Source organism: Haloferax sp. Atlit-4N (genome assembly GCF_003383025.1).
GTDB classification, from domain to species: domain Archaea; phylum Halobacteriota; class Halobacteria; order Halobacteriales; family Haloferacaceae; genus Haloferax; species Haloferax gibbonsii.
The window spans coordinates 24,638-39,794 of sequence record NZ_PSYY01000001.1 but is presented as its reverse complement, the minus strand read 5'-3'; the positions used below and the strand labels follow the sequence as shown (position 1 = coordinate 39,794).

General features: G+C 68.0%; 18 protein-coding genes. 12 read left to right on the top strand and 6 right to left on the bottom strand.

Annotated elements, in window-relative coordinates:
- The first annotated feature begins 2 nt into the window (after positions 1-2).
- The 3 genes from C5C07_RS00185 (at position 3) to C5C07_RS00175 (ending at position 3,218) form a co-directional block, all read left to right on the top strand.
- Positions 3-299 (top strand): hypothetical protein, encoded by a 297-nt coding sequence (locus C5C07_RS00185; RefSeq protein WP_004968702.1) that lies wholly within the window; start codon positions 3-5, stop codon positions 297-299.
- Position 300: 1 nt separating this feature from the next.
- Positions 301-1,266 carry a TRC40/GET3/ArsA family transport-energizing ATPase gene (locus C5C07_RS00180; RefSeq protein WP_004974149.1) on the top strand — a complete coding sequence of 322 codons (966 nt, stop codon included), beginning with the start codon at positions 301-303 and terminating at the stop codon, positions 1,264-1,266.
- 134 nt (positions 1,267-1,400) lie between these two features.
- Complete coding sequence (locus C5C07_RS00175) at positions 1,401-3,218, top strand: carbon starvation protein A (RefSeq protein ID WP_004974150.1); 1,818 nt, start codon at positions 1,401-1,403, stop codon at positions 3,216-3,218.
- A 31-nt stretch (positions 3,219-3,249) separates the two neighbouring features.
- Here C5C07_RS00175 and C5C07_RS00170 read toward each other — a convergent pair whose 3' ends face one another.
- Positions 3,250-3,903, bottom strand: coding sequence for a hypothetical protein (locus C5C07_RS00170; RefSeq protein ID WP_115804342.1), 654 nt, complete (start codon positions 3,901-3,903; stop codon positions 3,250-3,252).
- The gene (locus C5C07_RS00165) at positions 3,900-4,280 is read right to left on the bottom strand and encodes a cupin domain-containing protein (protein ID WP_004974156.1); all 381 of its coding nucleotides are present in this window, start codon (positions 4,278-4,280) and stop codon (positions 3,900-3,902) included. The genes C5C07_RS00170 and C5C07_RS00165 overlap by 4 nt, the downstream gene beginning before the upstream one ends.
- Positions 4,281-4,368: 88 nt before the next feature.
- On the opposite strand from C5C07_RS00165, the gene C5C07_RS00160 reads away from it, so the two are divergent.
- From C5C07_RS00160 to C5C07_RS00135, 6 genes are all read left to right on the top strand, one after another.
- Positions 4,369-4,578 (top strand): hypothetical protein, encoded by a 210-nt coding sequence (locus tag C5C07_RS00160; RefSeq protein ID WP_004974158.1) that lies wholly within the window; start codon positions 4,369-4,371, stop codon positions 4,576-4,578.
- A gap of 73 nt (positions 4,579-4,651) precedes the next feature.
- Complete coding sequence (locus C5C07_RS00155; RefSeq protein WP_004974159.1) at positions 4,652-5,344, top strand: DUF5828 family protein; 693 nt, start codon at positions 4,652-4,654, stop codon at positions 5,342-5,344.
- 99 nt (positions 5,345-5,443) lie between these two features.
- Positions 5,444-5,683, top strand: a complete 240-nt coding sequence (locus tag C5C07_RS00150) for a hypothetical protein (RefSeq protein WP_004974161.1) — start codon at positions 5,444-5,446, stop codon at positions 5,681-5,683.
- Positions 5,684-5,761: 78 nt separating this feature from the next.
- Positions 5,762-6,133 carry a helix-turn-helix domain-containing protein gene (locus tag C5C07_RS00145; protein WP_004044838.1) on the top strand — a complete coding sequence of 124 codons (372 nt, stop codon included), beginning with the start codon at positions 5,762-5,764 and terminating at the stop codon, positions 6,131-6,133.
- A 96-nt stretch (positions 6,134-6,229) separates the two neighbouring features.
- A complete protein-coding gene (gene thrC, locus C5C07_RS00140) occupies positions 6,230-7,489 on the top strand; it encodes a threonine synthase (RefSeq protein WP_004974165.1) in 1,260 nt (419 codons plus the stop codon).
- Between the two features lie 135 nt (positions 7,490-7,624).
- Positions 7,625-8,149, top strand: a complete 525-nt coding sequence (locus C5C07_RS00135; RefSeq protein ID WP_115804341.1) for a hypothetical protein — start codon at positions 7,625-7,627, stop codon at positions 8,147-8,149.
- 39 nt (positions 8,150-8,188) lie between these two features.
- Here C5C07_RS00135 and serA read toward each other — a convergent pair whose 3' ends face one another.
- Complete coding sequence (gene serA / locus C5C07_RS00130) at positions 8,189-9,766, bottom strand: phosphoglycerate dehydrogenase (protein ID WP_004974170.1); 1,578 nt, start codon at positions 9,764-9,766, stop codon at positions 8,189-8,191.
- Between the two features lie 139 nt (positions 9,767-9,905).
- On the opposite strand from serA, the gene C5C07_RS00125 reads away from it, so the two are divergent.
- Positions 9,906-10,571, top strand: a complete 666-nt coding sequence (locus C5C07_RS00125) for a hypothetical protein (protein ID WP_115804340.1) — start codon at positions 9,906-9,908, stop codon at positions 10,569-10,571.
- 90 nt (positions 10,572-10,661) lie between these two features.
- On the opposite strand, the gene C5C07_RS00120 is transcribed toward C5C07_RS00125, so the two are convergent.
- Complete coding sequence (locus C5C07_RS00120) at positions 10,662-11,099, bottom strand: hypothetical protein (RefSeq protein ID WP_004974180.1); 438 nt, start codon at positions 11,097-11,099, stop codon at positions 10,662-10,664.
- Positions 11,100-11,243: 144 nt separating this feature from the next.
- On the opposite strand from C5C07_RS00120, the gene serB reads away from it, so the two are divergent.
- Together serB and C5C07_RS00110 are read left to right on the top strand one after the other, a co-directional pair.
- A complete protein-coding gene (gene serB / locus C5C07_RS00115; protein WP_004968687.1) occupies positions 11,244-11,891 on the top strand; it encodes a phosphoserine phosphatase SerB in 648 nt (215 codons plus the stop codon).
- A gap of 51 nt (positions 11,892-11,942) precedes the next feature.
- The gene (locus tag C5C07_RS00110; RefSeq protein ID WP_004974182.1) at positions 11,943-12,134 is read left to right on the top strand and encodes a hypothetical protein; all 192 of its coding nucleotides are present in this window, start codon (positions 11,943-11,945) and stop codon (positions 12,132-12,134) included.
- A gap of 27 nt (positions 12,135-12,161) precedes the next feature.
- Here the strand turns inward: C5C07_RS00110 and lpdA are convergent, their stop codons facing one another.
- Both lpdA and C5C07_RS00100 read right to left on the bottom strand, forming a co-directional pair.
- Positions 12,162-13,589 (bottom strand): dihydrolipoyl dehydrogenase, encoded by a 1,428-nt coding sequence (gene lpdA, locus C5C07_RS00105; RefSeq protein WP_115804339.1) that lies wholly within the window; start codon positions 13,587-13,589, stop codon positions 12,162-12,164.
- Positions 13,589-15,154, bottom strand: a complete 1,566-nt coding sequence (locus C5C07_RS00100) for a 2-oxo acid dehydrogenase subunit E2 (protein ID WP_115804338.1) — start codon at positions 15,152-15,154, stop codon at positions 13,589-13,591. Before C5C07_RS00100 ends, lpdA begins: the two co-directional genes overlap by 1 nt.
- Positions 15,155-15,157 lie beyond the last annotated feature (3 nt).

The window sequence follows — 15,157 nt, the reverse complement described above, 5'->3', positions numbered from 1 at the left end:
TGATGACGCTCGCCGCGCGCATCGAATCCTTTCGCGAACTCGTCGAAGAGTGGCTCCGCGGCCTCTACCACGGGATGATTTCGCACCCCGCCTACGAGAAGATAGAAAAGCAGGCCGAGGACGACGAGGACGCGTTCATGCTCGCGTGCTTCCCCGACGCGTTCGGCATCCCCTCGCCGATCTCGTACTACACCGCCGAGCTGCTTCCGTACCTCGAAGACGAGTTCGAGGCGTGGGAGCGGCGGATGTGGGACCGCGGGTCGCTCCTCGAACGCAAGGGTCACCAGTACCACTTCTAACATGCGCAAATTCGTCTTCTTCGGCGGCAAAGGCGGCGTGGGCAAGACGACGATGTCGAGCGCCTACGCGGTCAAGTGCGCCCGCGACGGCGTCCGGACGCTCCTCGTCTCGACCGACCCGGCCCACAGCACGAGCGACGTGTTCGACCAGTCGTTCACCGACGAGCCCGCGGCCGTCGCCGGTGAGCCCAACCTCGACGCGATGGAAATCGACCCCGAGACCGAGGTCCGCGAGCACCTCATGGAGACCAAGCGGGCGATGGGCGACCAGGTCAGCCCCGCGATGGTCAACGAAATCGACCGGCAGATAGAGATGGCCCACCAGACGCCCGGCGCGTACGAGTCGGCGCTGTTCGACCGCTTCATCGACGTGATGCGCTCCGCGGACGACTACGACCGGGTCGTCTTCGACACCTCGCCGACCGGCGGGACGCTCCGACTGCTCTCGCTGCCGGAGTACCTCGACGGCTGGATTCAGCGGCTCCTCCACAAGCGAAAGGAGTCGGTCAAACTGTTCGAGCGCGCGGCCATCGGCAACAACGAACCCCGGCGGATGATGGACGGCGACCCCATCATCGCCCGCCTCGAACAGCGCCGCGACGACTTCTCGTTCGCCAAGGAGACGCTTCGGGACGACGCCGCGTTCTTCCTCGTCGTGAACCCCGACGAACTCTCGCTCCGGGAGACCGAGCGCGCCATCGACCAACTCGACGACTACGGCCTCGACGTGCGCGGCCTCGCGGTCAACCGCCTCACGCCCGAACCCGACCCCGAGGAGTCCGGGCGGGGCGCGACGTTCTTGCGCGAGCGAGTCAAGACAGAGCGAGCGCGCCTCGACGACCTCCGCGAGAATTTTTCACCGCCGCTCGTCGCCGCGGTCGAGACGCGGGTCGCCGAGGTCAAAGGCGACTTCCTCGGCGAGGTCGCCGCCGAACTCGACGTCGACACCGCACCCGACGTTCAGTGAGCCGGTAAACCGACCGCGCGGTGAGAATTTTCGGCTACTCCGCCGATTGAACGTGTCGTTCGAACACGATACATTCCTATCTATCGTTAACGTTAAGGTGAGCATTTTCGTGTCACCGAATGGGGCAGCGTACCATGGTACAAGTCATTTGGTTGGTCGTCACGGTACTCGCGTTGTTTACCGTCGGGTATCTCGGTTACTCCCGATATCTCGCGCAGTTCGTCGAACTCGACGACAGTCGTGAGACGCCAGCGCACAAGTACGAAGACGGTCAAGAATACGTTCCGGCGAAAAAGCCGGTGTTACTGGGGCATCACTATTCGAGCATCGCAGGCGGCGCGCCGATTGTCGGTCCGATTACGGCGGGCGTGGTGTGGGGCTGGGTCCCCGCGCTCGCGTGGATCGCCATCGGCAACCCGCTTCTCGGGAGCGTTCACGACTTCGTGTCGCTGTCGAGCAGTCTGCGACACGACGGGAAGTCCATCGGCTACATCATCGGCGAGTACGTCGGCGAGCGCGGCAAGAACATGCTGTTGTGGTTCGCGTTTCTCACCATCGTCCTCGTCGTCGCGGTGTTCGCCCTCGTGGTGGCCATCGTGTTCAACGCCTATCCGGAGGCCGCCACGGCGAGTCTGGTGTACATCGTCCTCGCGGTGCTGTTCGGCATCTACCTCTACCAACTGAACCTCCCGTTCCTGCTGGGGACGTTCGCCTTCGTCGTGGCGATGTTCGTCGGCGTCTACGCGGGGATTCAGTACCCGATTGCGCTGTTCGAACCCGCGGCCCGCGCGCCCGCCGAGACGTTCGTCCTGTTCTCCGGCTCCGGCGCGTGGCTCCCCGGTGCGAGTTCGTTCAACGGGAACACCGCGGCGTGGGTGCCGCTCATCCTCGTCTACGGGGCGGTCGCCAGCGCCCTCCCGGTCTGGGTGCTCCTGCAACCGCGCGACTACCTCTCGTCGTTCCTGCTGTACGCGGGCGTCGGCGGCGCGCTCGTCGCCATCGTCGTGGGCACGTTCTTCACGAACCCGACTCAGCCGCTCGTGACGAACCTCGAACCGTACTACGGGTTCATCGGCCGCTCCGGCGCGCCGCTGTTCCCGCTCCTGTTCATCACTATCGCCTGCGGGACCATCAGCGGGTTCCACTCGCTCGTCTCGTCGGGCACGACCTCGAAGCAGCTGAACAAGGAGTCCGACGCGCGCGTCATCGGCTACGGCGGAATGCTCGGCGAGGGACTCCTCGCCACCGTCGCGCTGGCGACGGTCGCCATCATCGCGCCCGACGTGGGCGGCGGCATCGGCCTCGCGCTGCCGACGTTCGCCGCGGGCGGCGGCGTCATCCTGTCGAGCTTCGGCATCCCGACTTCCTTCGGCGGGCCGTTCATGGCCCTCGTGCTCGTGAGCTTCCTGCTCACGTCGACCGACACGGCCGTGCGTCTCGGTCGCTACATGATGGAGGAAATCGTCGGGACGCCCGAGACGCCGGTCGAGGAGTTCGCGACCAACCGCTACGGCAACGCGTTCGTGCAGTCGCTGCCGGCGTACATCCTCATCACGAGCGGCTCGTGGCTGACGCTCTGGCAGCTGTTCGGCGGCGCGAACCAGTTGCTCGCCGCGCTGGCGCTCCTGACCGCGACCGTCTGGCTGGCTAACTGGGACGACTCCAAGCAGCTCCTCAGCACGGGGCTACCGATGGCCCTCATGACGACGATCACGTCGCTGGGTCTGCTCTGGCTCGCGTTCCACGACAACCTCTACGCGAAGTTCCTGAACGCCGAGTGGATGGCCTCGGCGGGCACCTTCGCGATGGTGTCGGCGGCCGTCCAAATCGTCCTCGCGCTGGTGCTCGTCTACCTCGCGCTGTCGCTGGCGAAAATCGGCTACGACAACATCAAAGACGCCCGGAGTTCGGGCGGCGGTGGCGGCGGTCGTCCGCAGCCGAGCGACGACTGACGCGCCGGCCGCGCGACCACTCCGTTTTCTCTTATCGACGCAACTTCCCGAGGAGCCGACCTAACAGTCCGCCGGAGACGGCCGGCGAGCCGTCGCTCCAGAGCGTGAACGCGGCGACCGAGTCGGCGTTCCGGCTGGCGACGGCGTCCTCGTCGGTCGGCGCGACGACGGCGAGGTTCACCTCGTAGTGGCCGTAGTAGCCGAACTTCAGGAGCGTCCGGTCCGCGAAGTCGGAAACGAACGACCGGACCTCGTCCGACACCGCGTCGGCGACGACCACGAAGGTGAAGTCCGTCCCGTAGTGTTCCTCGTCGGGTTCTATCCACTCGTCGGCGAGCGCGTGGCCCAGTTCGACGAGCCGTTCGAGTTCGGCGACCGTCGCCGACTCGACCCGCCGCGCGAACATGTACTCCATCGCGTGGTGGTTGGCGTAGTTGATAGACTGATGGAGGAACTGCTTTTGGCTCTCCATGCGCATCGAGCCGAACAGGTCGAACCGCTCGCCGCGGACGGCGTGCTCCCGCTCCAAGTCGTAGTTGTACATGAGCCGTTCGGCGACCCGGTCGAGGTACTCGTCGTCCCACTCGGGGCGGTCGAGGGCCGGACCCGGAGCCGACGCGTTAGCCTCGGTCGACTCCCCCGACGTTCCGGCTCCCTCGGCGTCCTCGGACTCGGCGCGCTTCATTCCTCGTCGGGGTCGTAGACCACCGCGTCGCCCGACACGGCCGGCGAGCCGAGCGCGAGCAGTTCGACCGGCTCGTCGGCTTCTTCGGGGTTGTACGCCCGGTGGGGGCTCTCGGGGTCGGCGACGAACAGGCCGTCAGCGCCGACTTCGAACGTCTCGTCGGGCGTCTCGACGAACAGCGTGCCCGAGAGGACGTAGAACGCCTCTTCCTGTTCGGTGTGGTAGTGGTACGAAAGCGGCACCTGCTCGCCGGGGGCGGCCCGGAAGCGGTTGAGCGCGACGGTCTCCAAGCCGCCCTCGCCGCCGATGCGGCGGAGTTCGCACGGGCGGTCGTCGGCGGGTTCGACGGCGGTTGCGTCCACGACGCGATATCCCATGAGACGGAGCAACACGTTCGACCGTATAAGCCCGTCGCGACCCGTCCGAAAACCAAGATTTATTCGTGAAGGTTCCGAACCGCGGCGCATGGCAGACTCGTCCCGCGAGGCCTGCGGTCGGTGTTCGATGACCACCGTCGTGGACGCCACCGCGAGCGAGGACCGCGACCCGCTCGGCGACGACCGAATCGAACTCGACGAGTCGGCGCTCCGACTCGCGTCGCCGGCGGCGTGGCTCGGTCGGGTGTCGGCCCGCCTCGACGCGGCCGCCGAGCGGTTCGTCTACCGCGACCGCTAGGCGTTCTCATGGGTGTGCGAACCTGTCCCCTCGTAGAATTTATACCGTCTGGCACGTACACCCGTCAACGACAATGGAAGAGAGCATCTCCGGGTTCAAGCGCCGCGGCACCTGGGACGAGGTCGTCGAACACGGGGAGCGAATCACCCGAGCGCTCCGCGACGCCGACGTCGACGGCGCCGCCTTCGACGACTGGGACGAGTGGCGACCGAAGTCCCACGAGCGCCTCGGCGAGGACGTCAACGAGAAGACGGCCCAGCAGGCCAGCGTCGGCGAGGGCGAGGGCGAGAAGGCGGGCAAGACGCCCAACGACGACCTCAAGACGGCGGGCGAGAAGCTCTCTCGGTCCTACGAGCGCGTCGAGGAGGGCGACAACGAGGGGGCCGTCGAGTCGTGGCAGGACTCCATCAACTACGTCGCCCGCGCGGCGGACTCCGCCGGCCGGAAGGCGCTGCGGAAGGTCGAGGACACGGTCTACCGCAACGTGATGACCCAGTTGGCACCGTACTACTTCGACAACGAACTCGTGAGCGCGAACATCCAGCAGGTCGGTCGCGGCACCGGCGACGAGCGGTTCGTCTTCGAGGTGAACGTCAACGACGACGAACTGAAGTCGATGGTGTCGGAGACGCTGCGGGACTTCGAGGACGAAATCGACCGCTGGCACATCGACACGCCGAAAGAGACCGAGGTCGCGGAGGTCGTCGAGGGCGTGGAGGTGCCGGTGACGGACGACGAACAGCGGTCCAAGTCCACGACGAACTGACGCACGTCCCGCGCTGCTTCGACTCGTCGAGCGCGGTCGCCGTCGTCGGCGTCCGCCGTCATCGACAATACTGATACCGTTCGCCCGCGACCCTCCGGTATGCCCGAGCCGCTTCGAGTCGAGTCCGGCGAACTGACCGCAGACGAAATCCTCGACGCGCTCCGCGAGGGCCGCCGCGTCGTCGTCCAGGCGGAGATGCTCGGCGGTATCCACGAGGTGACGCTCCGACACGACGGGACGGTCTTTTACTGCGACACGCCGACGACGCTCCACAAACACGACGACGAAGACGGCATGCGGGACTGCGTGCTGAAGATGGGCTACGCGAAATCGGAGTAGCCGCGGCGTCCCGTCCGGGACGACCGCTCGCTCGCCTGTAGGTGAGGGTTTAATCCGGCGCACGGCGAACAGGTGTGCATGGCCGACGCACCGGACATGGGCGAACTGATGGAGACCGAGGACCCGAACTTCGGACAGGTCCTCGCGTGCGTCTTCGGCATCCAGAGCCACGAGAGCCGGACGTACCTCGCACTACTCGACAACCCCGGCAGCACCGTCGCCGAACTCGCGGAGGTGCTCGACCGCGACCGGAGCAACGTCAACCGCTCGCTGACGACGCTCCTCGACAAGGGACTCACCGAGCGCAAGCGCCGCCTGCTCGACCCCGGCGGCTACGTCTACCAGTACACGGCGACCCCGCTCCCCGAGGCCAAGGAGATGATGCACGCCGCGCTCGACGAGTGGGCCGAAGACGTGCACGCCCGCATCGACGCCTTCGGCGAGTCGTAACCCTCCCCGACCGACCGCGTTCCCGACGAGGTCGTCGCCCGGCAGGTGCCGCCCAAACCCGCCCGCTTTTGTCCCTCTGGTGCCACCGCCCGAGCAATGAGCCTCGAACTCACGGCACCCGCCCCCGAGGAGCCATCCGTCGCCGACGACGGCACCTGGCTCGAATGTATCGCGTGCGGCGCGCAGTTCGCGCCGTTCGAGGACGTTCGGTACACCTGCGACGACTGCGACGGCCTCCTCGAGGTCCGCTACGCGTCCCCGCCGACGTGGGACGACTTCGAGGGCCGCGGCGTCTGGCGCTACAACGCCGCGCTCCCCTTCGAGGAGGGCGTCTCGCTCCCCGAGGGCGCGACGCCCCTGCACGAAGTACCCCGCCTCGAAGCCGACGTCGGCGTCGAGACCCTCCGCGTCAAACACGAGGGGATGAACCCCACCGGCTCGTTCAAGGACCGCGGCATGACCGTCGGCGTCCGCGTGGCGAAGGAACTCGGCGTCGGCCGCCTCGCCTGCGCCTCGACCGGGAACACCTCGGCCGCGCTCGCCGCCTACGGCGCGCGCGGCGGGATGGAGACGCTCGTGCTCCTCCCCGCCGGCAAGGTCGCCGCCGGGAAAATCGCGCAGGCGTCGCTCCACGACGCGCGCATCCTCGAAGTTGACGGCAACTTCGATTCCTGTCTGGACATCGTACAGGACCTCGCCGCCCGCGGCGAGGCGTACCTCCTCAACTCCCTGAACCCCTTCCGCCTGGAGGGCCAGAAGACCATCGGCCTCGAAATCTTAGAGGAGTTCCACGAGGACTACGGCACCTACCCGGACCGCATCGTCCTCCCCGTCGGCAACGCGGGCAACACCTCCGCGCTCTACAAGGCGTTCCGGGAACTCGTCCAGTCGGGCGCGCTCGACGTCGACGACGTGCCGAAACTGACCGGCGTGCAGGCCGAGGGCGCGGCCCCGATGGTCGAGGCTATCGAGAACGGCTGGGACGAGACCCGCCGCTGGGACGAGGTCGAGACGCGCGCGACCGCTATCCGCATCGGCAACCCGGTCAACGCGCCGAAGGCGCTCCCCGGCATCCGCGAGACGGACGGCACGGCCGTCGCCGTCTCCGACGAGGAAATCACCGAGGCGCAGCGCGATCTCGCGGGTGAGGGCGTCGGCGTCGAACCCGCCTCCGCCGCCTCCGTCGCCGGCCTCCGCAAACTCCGCGCCGAGGGCGTCGTCTCCGAGGACGAACAGGTCGTCTGTCTCACGACGGGCCACCTGCTGAAGGACCCCGACGCGGCGTTCGAGGCGGGCGACGACCCCGAACCCGTCCCGAACGACACCGAAGCGGTCCTCGAACACCTCGCCGAGTAGGCGCGACCGGTCCGGTCCGACCGTCGCCGGCGGTCGCGAATATCGGCGGGCGGAGCCGTCTGACCGCGGACGATGACGCGCGTCGGGTGCGCGTCTGACGCATCCTTTTCATTCTGTGGTACGTCGTGGCACACGATGTCGCTCAGCAGTATGCCGACCGGAACCGTCAGTCGGGACGGGGCCGGGTCGAGAACGTACCCGCCGGACGAGCCCGAGCGAGGGTCGTCCACCGCCGCGGCCTCGTCCGCACCCGCGGCCTCGTCCGCACCCGCGTCTTCGGCCTCGTCCGCGTCTTCACCCGCACGCGCGTCGTCACCCGCGTCCACGTCCGCTCCACCCCGCGGTCACCGCCAGTCACCCGCGGGCGACGCTCGCGGTCGAGACGCCCTCCAACGCGAGAACGAGGCGCTCCGTCGCGCCAACGCCCGACTCAACGCCCGTCTCGACAGCGCCGACGCGGACCGACAGGAGATAATCGACCGCTACGAACGACTGTTAGCCGAGAGCCGGAGTCGCGGTCGGCAGCGGACGCACGGCCGCTCGGGTCGGCGGACCGACCGGTCCCGTCGCTCGGGCTCGGAATCGAACGCGGTCGCCGCGGTCCGGGCGGTCGCCGACCGCGTGGTCGACCGGGTCGCGTCGGCGCTCGGCCGACGGTAGTCCGGCTTTTCTTTCAGAAAGAGGTGCGGTTCGTCCGCTTCAGAGCGTGATGAGGTCCACGTCGATGATGCGGTCGTCGGCGAGGAGCTTCTCGCGGACGCTGTCCGGCACGTCGTCGTCGAGGTTGTAGACGGTCAGCGCCTCGCCGCCGGCCTTCGCGCGGCGGGCGTTGAACATCCCGGCGATGTTCACGTCGTTCTCGCCGAGGACGGTTCCGATGAAGCCGATGACGCCCGGCTTGTCGTAGTTGCGGGCGACGAGCATCTGGCCGTGCGGGATGGCGTCGAGACGGTAGCCGTTGATGCGGACGATGCGCGGGTCCTCGCCGGTGAACAGCGTCCCGGAGACGGTCATCTCCTCGTCGCCGTTGCGGACGGTGACGGTCACGAGGCTCTGGAAGTCGTCCGACTGGCGGGACTTCGACTCGACGACCTCGATACCGCGTTCCTTCGCGACCTGCGGGGCGTTGACGGCGTTGACCTGCCATTCGAGCGGCGCGAAGACGCCCTTCAGCGCGGACGCCGTGACGAGTTCGACGTCCTCGGCGGCGATGTCGCCGGTGTAGGTGACCTCGACTTCGTTGAGGCGGCCGTCGAGCAGTTGGGCGGCGATTTTGCCGGCGGTCTCGGCGAGGCCGATGTACGGCTGGATGCGCGGGAAGGCGCTCTCGTCGACCGAGGGCGCGTTGAGCGCGTTGATGACGGGCTCGTCGCGGAACGCGGCGACGATTTGGTCGGCCGTCGAGACGGCGACGTTCTCCTGTGCGGCCGAGGTGGACGCGCCGAGGTGCGGCGTGACGACCACGTCGTCGACGGAGAGAAGCGGGTTGTCGGGCGAGACCGGCTCGTCGGCGAACACGTCGACCGCGGCCCCGTCGATGACGCCGGCGTCGACGGCCTCGGCGAGGGCGGCCTCGTCGACGACGCCGCCGCGGGCGCAGTTGACGAGGTAGCCGCTGCCCATCGTTTCGAGTTCGTCGGTGGAGATGAGCCCCTCCGTCTCGGGGGTCAGCGGCGTGTGGACGGTGAGGAAGTCGGCGCGGGAGAGACAGGCGTCGAACTCGACGAGTTCGGCACCGAGCTGGTCGGCGCGCTCCTCGCCGATGTAGGGGTCGTAGGCGACGATGTCCATCCCGAGCGACGAGAACTTCTTTGCGACCTCTTGGCCGACGCGGCCGAGGCCGACGACGCCGAGGGTCTTGCCGTTGACCTCGTTGCCGAGGTAGTCGGACTTGGCCCACTCGCCGTCTTTCAGGCGGGCGTGGGCCTGCGGAATCGAGCGCGCGGCGGCGAAGCCCATCGCCACCGTGTGTTCGGCGGCGGCGCGGACGTTCCCCTCGGGCGCGTTGGCGACGATGACGCCGTGTTGGGTCGCGGCGTCGATGTCGATGTTGTCGACGCCGATGCCGGCGCGTCCGACGATGACGAGGTCGGGTGCCGCCTCGAACACCTCGGCGGTCACCTGCGTTCCGGAGCGGACGATGAGCCCGTTCGCGTCGGAGACGGCTTCGAGCAGCGCGTCACCTTCGACATCGTACGCGGTCTCTACCTCGTAACCGGCCTCGCGTAACCGGTCCAGACCCGCGTCGGCGATCGGGTCCGTGACGAGTACCTTCATGCGCGTAGGGTCAGACCCGTGCGGGTTAAGGGTTGTCACAACGGCCGATATCGTGACATTGAGACTGTCTCGCACGGTTCGGGTCGCCCGACGTTCTCGCCCACTAGTATTATCTTGGCGAGTCCGATAGATTCTGTAGATGGTCTTCCGTCCCGAGAACGCTTCGCCGGCGACGCAACCGCCCGAGGTGTCGCTTCCGGACACCGGGTCCGTGCTCATCGCCGGCCCGACGATGACGCGGAAGCGACGGCTCATGCTCTCGATGCTCGCGCCCGGCGAGCGCGACGACGTGGGGACGGTCGTCGTGACGACCAAGAAGCCCGCCCCGAGCATCGCACAGGAACTGTCGCACATCAGCGGCTCGCCCCCGGAGCAGTTCGAGGTCATCGACACGACGAGCGTCGCCGACCTCCTCGGCGACCGCGCCGACGCGGAGAACCTCCGGTACGTCTCCAGCCCCGGCGACCTGACCGGCATCGGCATCCACCTGACGGAGTCGCTCCGACAGCACTACGAGGCGAGTCGGGCGGCCCGCGTCGGCCTGCACGTCCTCTCGACGCTCGTGATGTACGTCGACCTCAAGCGGCTGTTCCAGTTCCTTCACGTCATCACGGGTCGCATCTCGGCGGCGGGCTTTTCGGGCGTCTTCACGCTCGACACCGGCTTCGTCGACGAGCGCGAACTCGCGCTCCTCAAGCAGCCGTTCGACGGGTTCGTCGAGACGCGCGACACCGACGGCGACCCGGAGTTCCGGGTCCGCGGCCTCGACGACGGCCCGCGGTCGTGGACGCCGCTTCGACTCTGACTCTGACTCTGACTCTGACTCTGACTCTGACTCTGACTCTGACTCTGACTCTGACTGTGGGGGCGCGCCGCGGTCGCCCCGCGAACGTTCTCACGACAGGTGCTTCGACGCGAGGTCGACCAGCGGCGAGTTCGCCCGGTCGAACGTCGCGATGGCCCCCGACCACTCGTCGTGCGGGTAGATGGCGACGACGACCTCGTCGAACCACCTGATGACGGCGTTCAAATCGCCGTAGCCGTCGAGTTCGGGTTCGTTGACGGGTTCGCCGAGCGCCTTCAGCACGAGCGTCTTCACGCGCTCGGTGCGCGCGTCCGGTTCGAGCGCCGCTTCGATGTCGTCCCGGAGGTAGAGCAACTCGAACGACTCGCCGTCGTACTGCCCGACCGCGCGCACGTCGGCCTCGTCGAGGTCGCGCAGGCCCCGGACGAACCGTCGGAGCGGGGTGTCGCCTTCCTCGCCGAAGTCGTCGGCGAGGTCGGCTTCGACGTCGCTGAGCCTCTCGTGTTCGGCGTCGTGGAGGTCGTCCATACGTGCTTGTCATGGAGACGACCGGTAAATAGCTGTGCGCGGCGCGACGCTGCTTTCCTCCGGCGGCCGACTCGGTCGCTGTCTCCCTCGCCCGATAACTGCCGACGCGGAAGCTTTGAAACCCCGCGGCGACGACGGGCAGATATGCGCATCATCGCCTTCGACTTCGACGGCACGCTCTCGGACTCCGAGATGACGGTTCTCCTCGGCAAGAAGAACGGCACGGCCGACGAGATGGCCGACATCACCGAGCGAGCCATGAACGACGAGATGAGCTACGCGGAGAGCCTCCGGTCGCGCGCCCGCCTCCTCGAAGGCCTCGAAGAGGAACTCGCCGAGGAGGCCTACGGCGAGGTCGAACTCCGCCCCGGCGCGGCCGACCTCATCCGGCGCCTCCGCGACTACGGCCACCACGTCGCCATCTTCACCGGCGGGTTCGAACGCGGCGTCGAGCGCGCGCTGGAAAAGGAGGGCGTCGAGGTCGACGACATCGTCTCGAACCGCCTGCCCGTGAAGGGCGGCCGACTCACCGGCGACGTCGAGGGGTCGCTCATCGAGGGCACGAAGGACACGGCGCTGGAGAACCACGCGGCCGAACACGACGTCCCGATGGACCGAACGGTCGCGGTCGGCGACGGCGCGAACGACCTCCCGATGCTCGAAGTCGCCGGCCTCTCGGTCGGATTCGTCCCCAAGGACGCGGTTCGCCCGGCCTGCGACGCCGTCGTCGCCTCCATGGACCGACTCGGAAAGCTCTTCGAGAGCCACGGGATTCTCGACGCCGACGAGTAGTCTGATTGTGGTCTGCTAACACTTATCATATTTCGGCCCGTAGCACCGCGCATGCCAATCAGCGACGTCAACACGCCCGAAATCTGGGTGGCGGGCTTCGTCTTCGTGGCCCTCGCGCTCGCCGCCCTGTTCGAGGGCGTCGTCCTCTTCGACGTCCGAACACTCGGCGTCGACGAGTCGATTCCCGCGGCCGTGGCAGTCGTGGGGACGATGCTGGCGCTGTGGTGGTTCGACGACGGGTGAAAAAAGACCGGTCCGGTTCTGCGGCGCTTACCGATTCAGCGTGTGAATCGCCTGCCTGAGCGCGTTCTCGGCGGCCTCCATGACCGCTTCCGCGAGCGTCGGGTGGGTGTGGATGGTCGACGCCACGTCTTCGAGCGTCGCGCCCATCTCGATGGCGAACGCCAGTTCGGCGATTAGCTCCGAGGCCTCGGGGCCGACGATTTGCGCCCCGAGGACGAAGCCGGACTCCTCGTCGGCGACGATGCGGACGAAGCCGTCGGCGTGGTTCGTCGTCAGCGCGCGGCCGGACGCCCGGAAGGGCATCTGGCCGACGACGGGCGAAAAGCCGGCCTCCTCGGCGTCGGCCTCGGTCATGCCGACCGTGCCGATTTCGGGGTCGGTGAACACCGCCGCGGGGACGGCCTGGCTGTCGAAGGCGACCGGCTCGCCGGCGATGTGTTCGGCGGCGACGATGCCCTCTTTCGAGGCGACGTGCGCGAGCATCGGCGTGTCCTCGACCACGTCGCCGACGGCGTAGATGTGCTCCACGTCGGTTCGGCGGCGGTCGTCGACCGAGAGGAAGCCGCGGTCGTCGGCTTCGAGACCGGCGCTCTCGATGTCCATCGTGTCGGTGACGGGCGAGCGCCCGACGGCGACGAGCACCTTGTCGGCGCGGTACTCGTTTTCCTCGCCGTCTTCGGTCTCGGTGGTCACCATGATGCCGTCGTCCTCCTCGCGCCAGCCGCTTGCTCCCTCGCCGAAGTGCATGTCGATGCCGAGGTCCTCGGCGCGCTTGCGGACGACGCGGGCCACGTCGGACTCGTAGCCCGGCAGGATGTCGTCGAGCATCTCCACGACGGTCACGTCTGCGCCGAGCTTGGCGAACGTCGTGGACAGCTCCATCCCGATGTAGCCGCCGCCGACGACGACCAGCCGCTCCGGGACGGTGTCGGCTTCGAGGGCGTCGCGCGACGACCACACCGGCTCGTCGCCGAAGTCGAAGCCGGGTATCTGGATGACGCGCGAGCCGGTGGCGATGATGCAGTGTTCGAACTCGATGGTCTCCGAGCCCTGTCCCTCGCCGCCGTGGGCGATGCGGACGGCGTTCTCGTCTTTGAACCGGGCGGTGCCCTCGACGAGGTTGACGCCGTTGGCCTTACAGAGCTTCTCGACGCCGCCGGTCAGTTGGTCCACGACGCCGCTCTTCCAGTCGCGCAGCTGCGACATGTCGACGACGGGGTCGGCGTGGATGCCCATCTCCTCGGCGTGGCCCGCCTCGTGGGCGAGGTTCGCGCCCGTGATGAGCGCCTTCGAGGGGATACAGCCGTAGTTGAGGCAGGTGCCCCCGTAGGCGTCCTTCTCGACGAGCGTCGTGTCGATTCCATTCTGTGCGGCGCGGATGGCGGCGACGTAGCCGCCCGGCCCCGCGCCGATGACGAGCAGGTCGGTTCCGGTCGCGATGTCTCCGACGACCATTATTCTAACACCAACAGCTTGGGGTCTTCGAGCAGTTCCTTCACGCGGTTCGTGAAGCGAGCGCCCTGCGCGCCGTCGACGATGCGGTGGTCGAACGACAGCGAGAGGGTGAGGACTTTTCGCGGCACGACCTCACCGTCGACGACCCGCGGCTTGTCTTTGATGGCTCCGAGCGCGAGAATCGCCACCTCGGGGTAGTTGACGATGGGCGTCGCGTACTCGCCGCCGATGCCGCCGATGTTGGTGATGGTGAAGGTGCCGCCGCGCATCTCGCCGGGCGAAATCTTGCGGTTTCGGGCCTTCTCGACCTTCTCGTTCATCTCGTCGGCGAGTTCGAGCATGCCCTTGCGGTCCGCGTCGTGGACGACGGGGACGAGCAGGCCGGCGTCGGTCGCGGCCGCGACGCCGATGTTGTACTCGTCGCGCAGGACGATTTCCTCGTTCTCCTCGTCGAGCTGCGAGTTGAGGTACGGGAAGTCCTTCAGCGCCGCGATGACGGCCTTCATCACGAACGGCATGTAGGTCAGCCGCGAGCCGCGCTCCTCGGCGACCGGCTTGAGCCGTTCGCGCAGTTCGACGAGCTCCGTCACGTCCACCTCGTCGTGGTGGGTGACGTGCGGCGCGGTGTACTTCGAGCGCTGCATCTGGTCGCCGATGGCCTTGCGGACGCCCTTGTAGGGGACGCGCTCGCCGGCACCGGGGCCGGTTTCGGCTTCGGCGCGTTCGGCCGCTTCCGACTCGCTCGTCGCCTCGGCGGTCGCGGTTCCGGCGTCGGCCTCGGCGGACACCGCTTCGGCGTCCGCGGCCTGCGCCTCGCGCTGGGCCTGCGCGTACTCTTGGACAGCCTCGGGCGAGACGAACGCCTCGCCGTCACGCATCTCGGTCGCGGGGACGGTGTTGATATCGACGCCTTCCTCCTTGGCCAGCGCGCGGGTCGCGGGCGCGGCGAGCGTCTGTTCTCGGTCGGCGCTCTCGGCCGACGCGGACGCGCCCGACGCCCCCTCGTCGCGCTTCGCGGTCGCGGACTTCCCGTTGCTCTGGACGGTCCGCGGGCCGCTGGGCTCGTCGTCGTCGCCGTCGTCTTCCGCGGCGGCGCGAACGTCGCCTTCGGTCACGCGGCCGCTCGGGCCGCTGCCGTCGACGGAGTCGAGACTGACGCCGAGTTCGCGGGCGAGTCGTCGGACGCTCGGCGGGGCGAACACGCGTCCGCCGGAACCGGCGTCGTCGGCGGCGTCGCCGGTGTCGTCCGACGCCTGCGCGTCGTCGCTCTCGGCCGTCTCCTCGGCGTCCGCGTCGGCTGTCTCGGCGGCCTCCTCGTCGTCGCCACCCACCCGGATGGTGATGATGACGTTGCCGACGGGGACGACCTCGCCCTCCTCGGCGAGGAGTTCCTCAACCGTCCCGTTGAACGGCGAGGGCACGTCGACGAGCGCCTTGTCCGTCTCGACCTCCGCGAGCACCTGGTCTTCTGTCACCTCGTCGCCCGGCGCGACGTGCCACGTTACGAGTTCGCCTTCCGCGACGCCTTCGCCGACGTCGGGGAGTTTGAATTCCTTGAGCGCCATCGT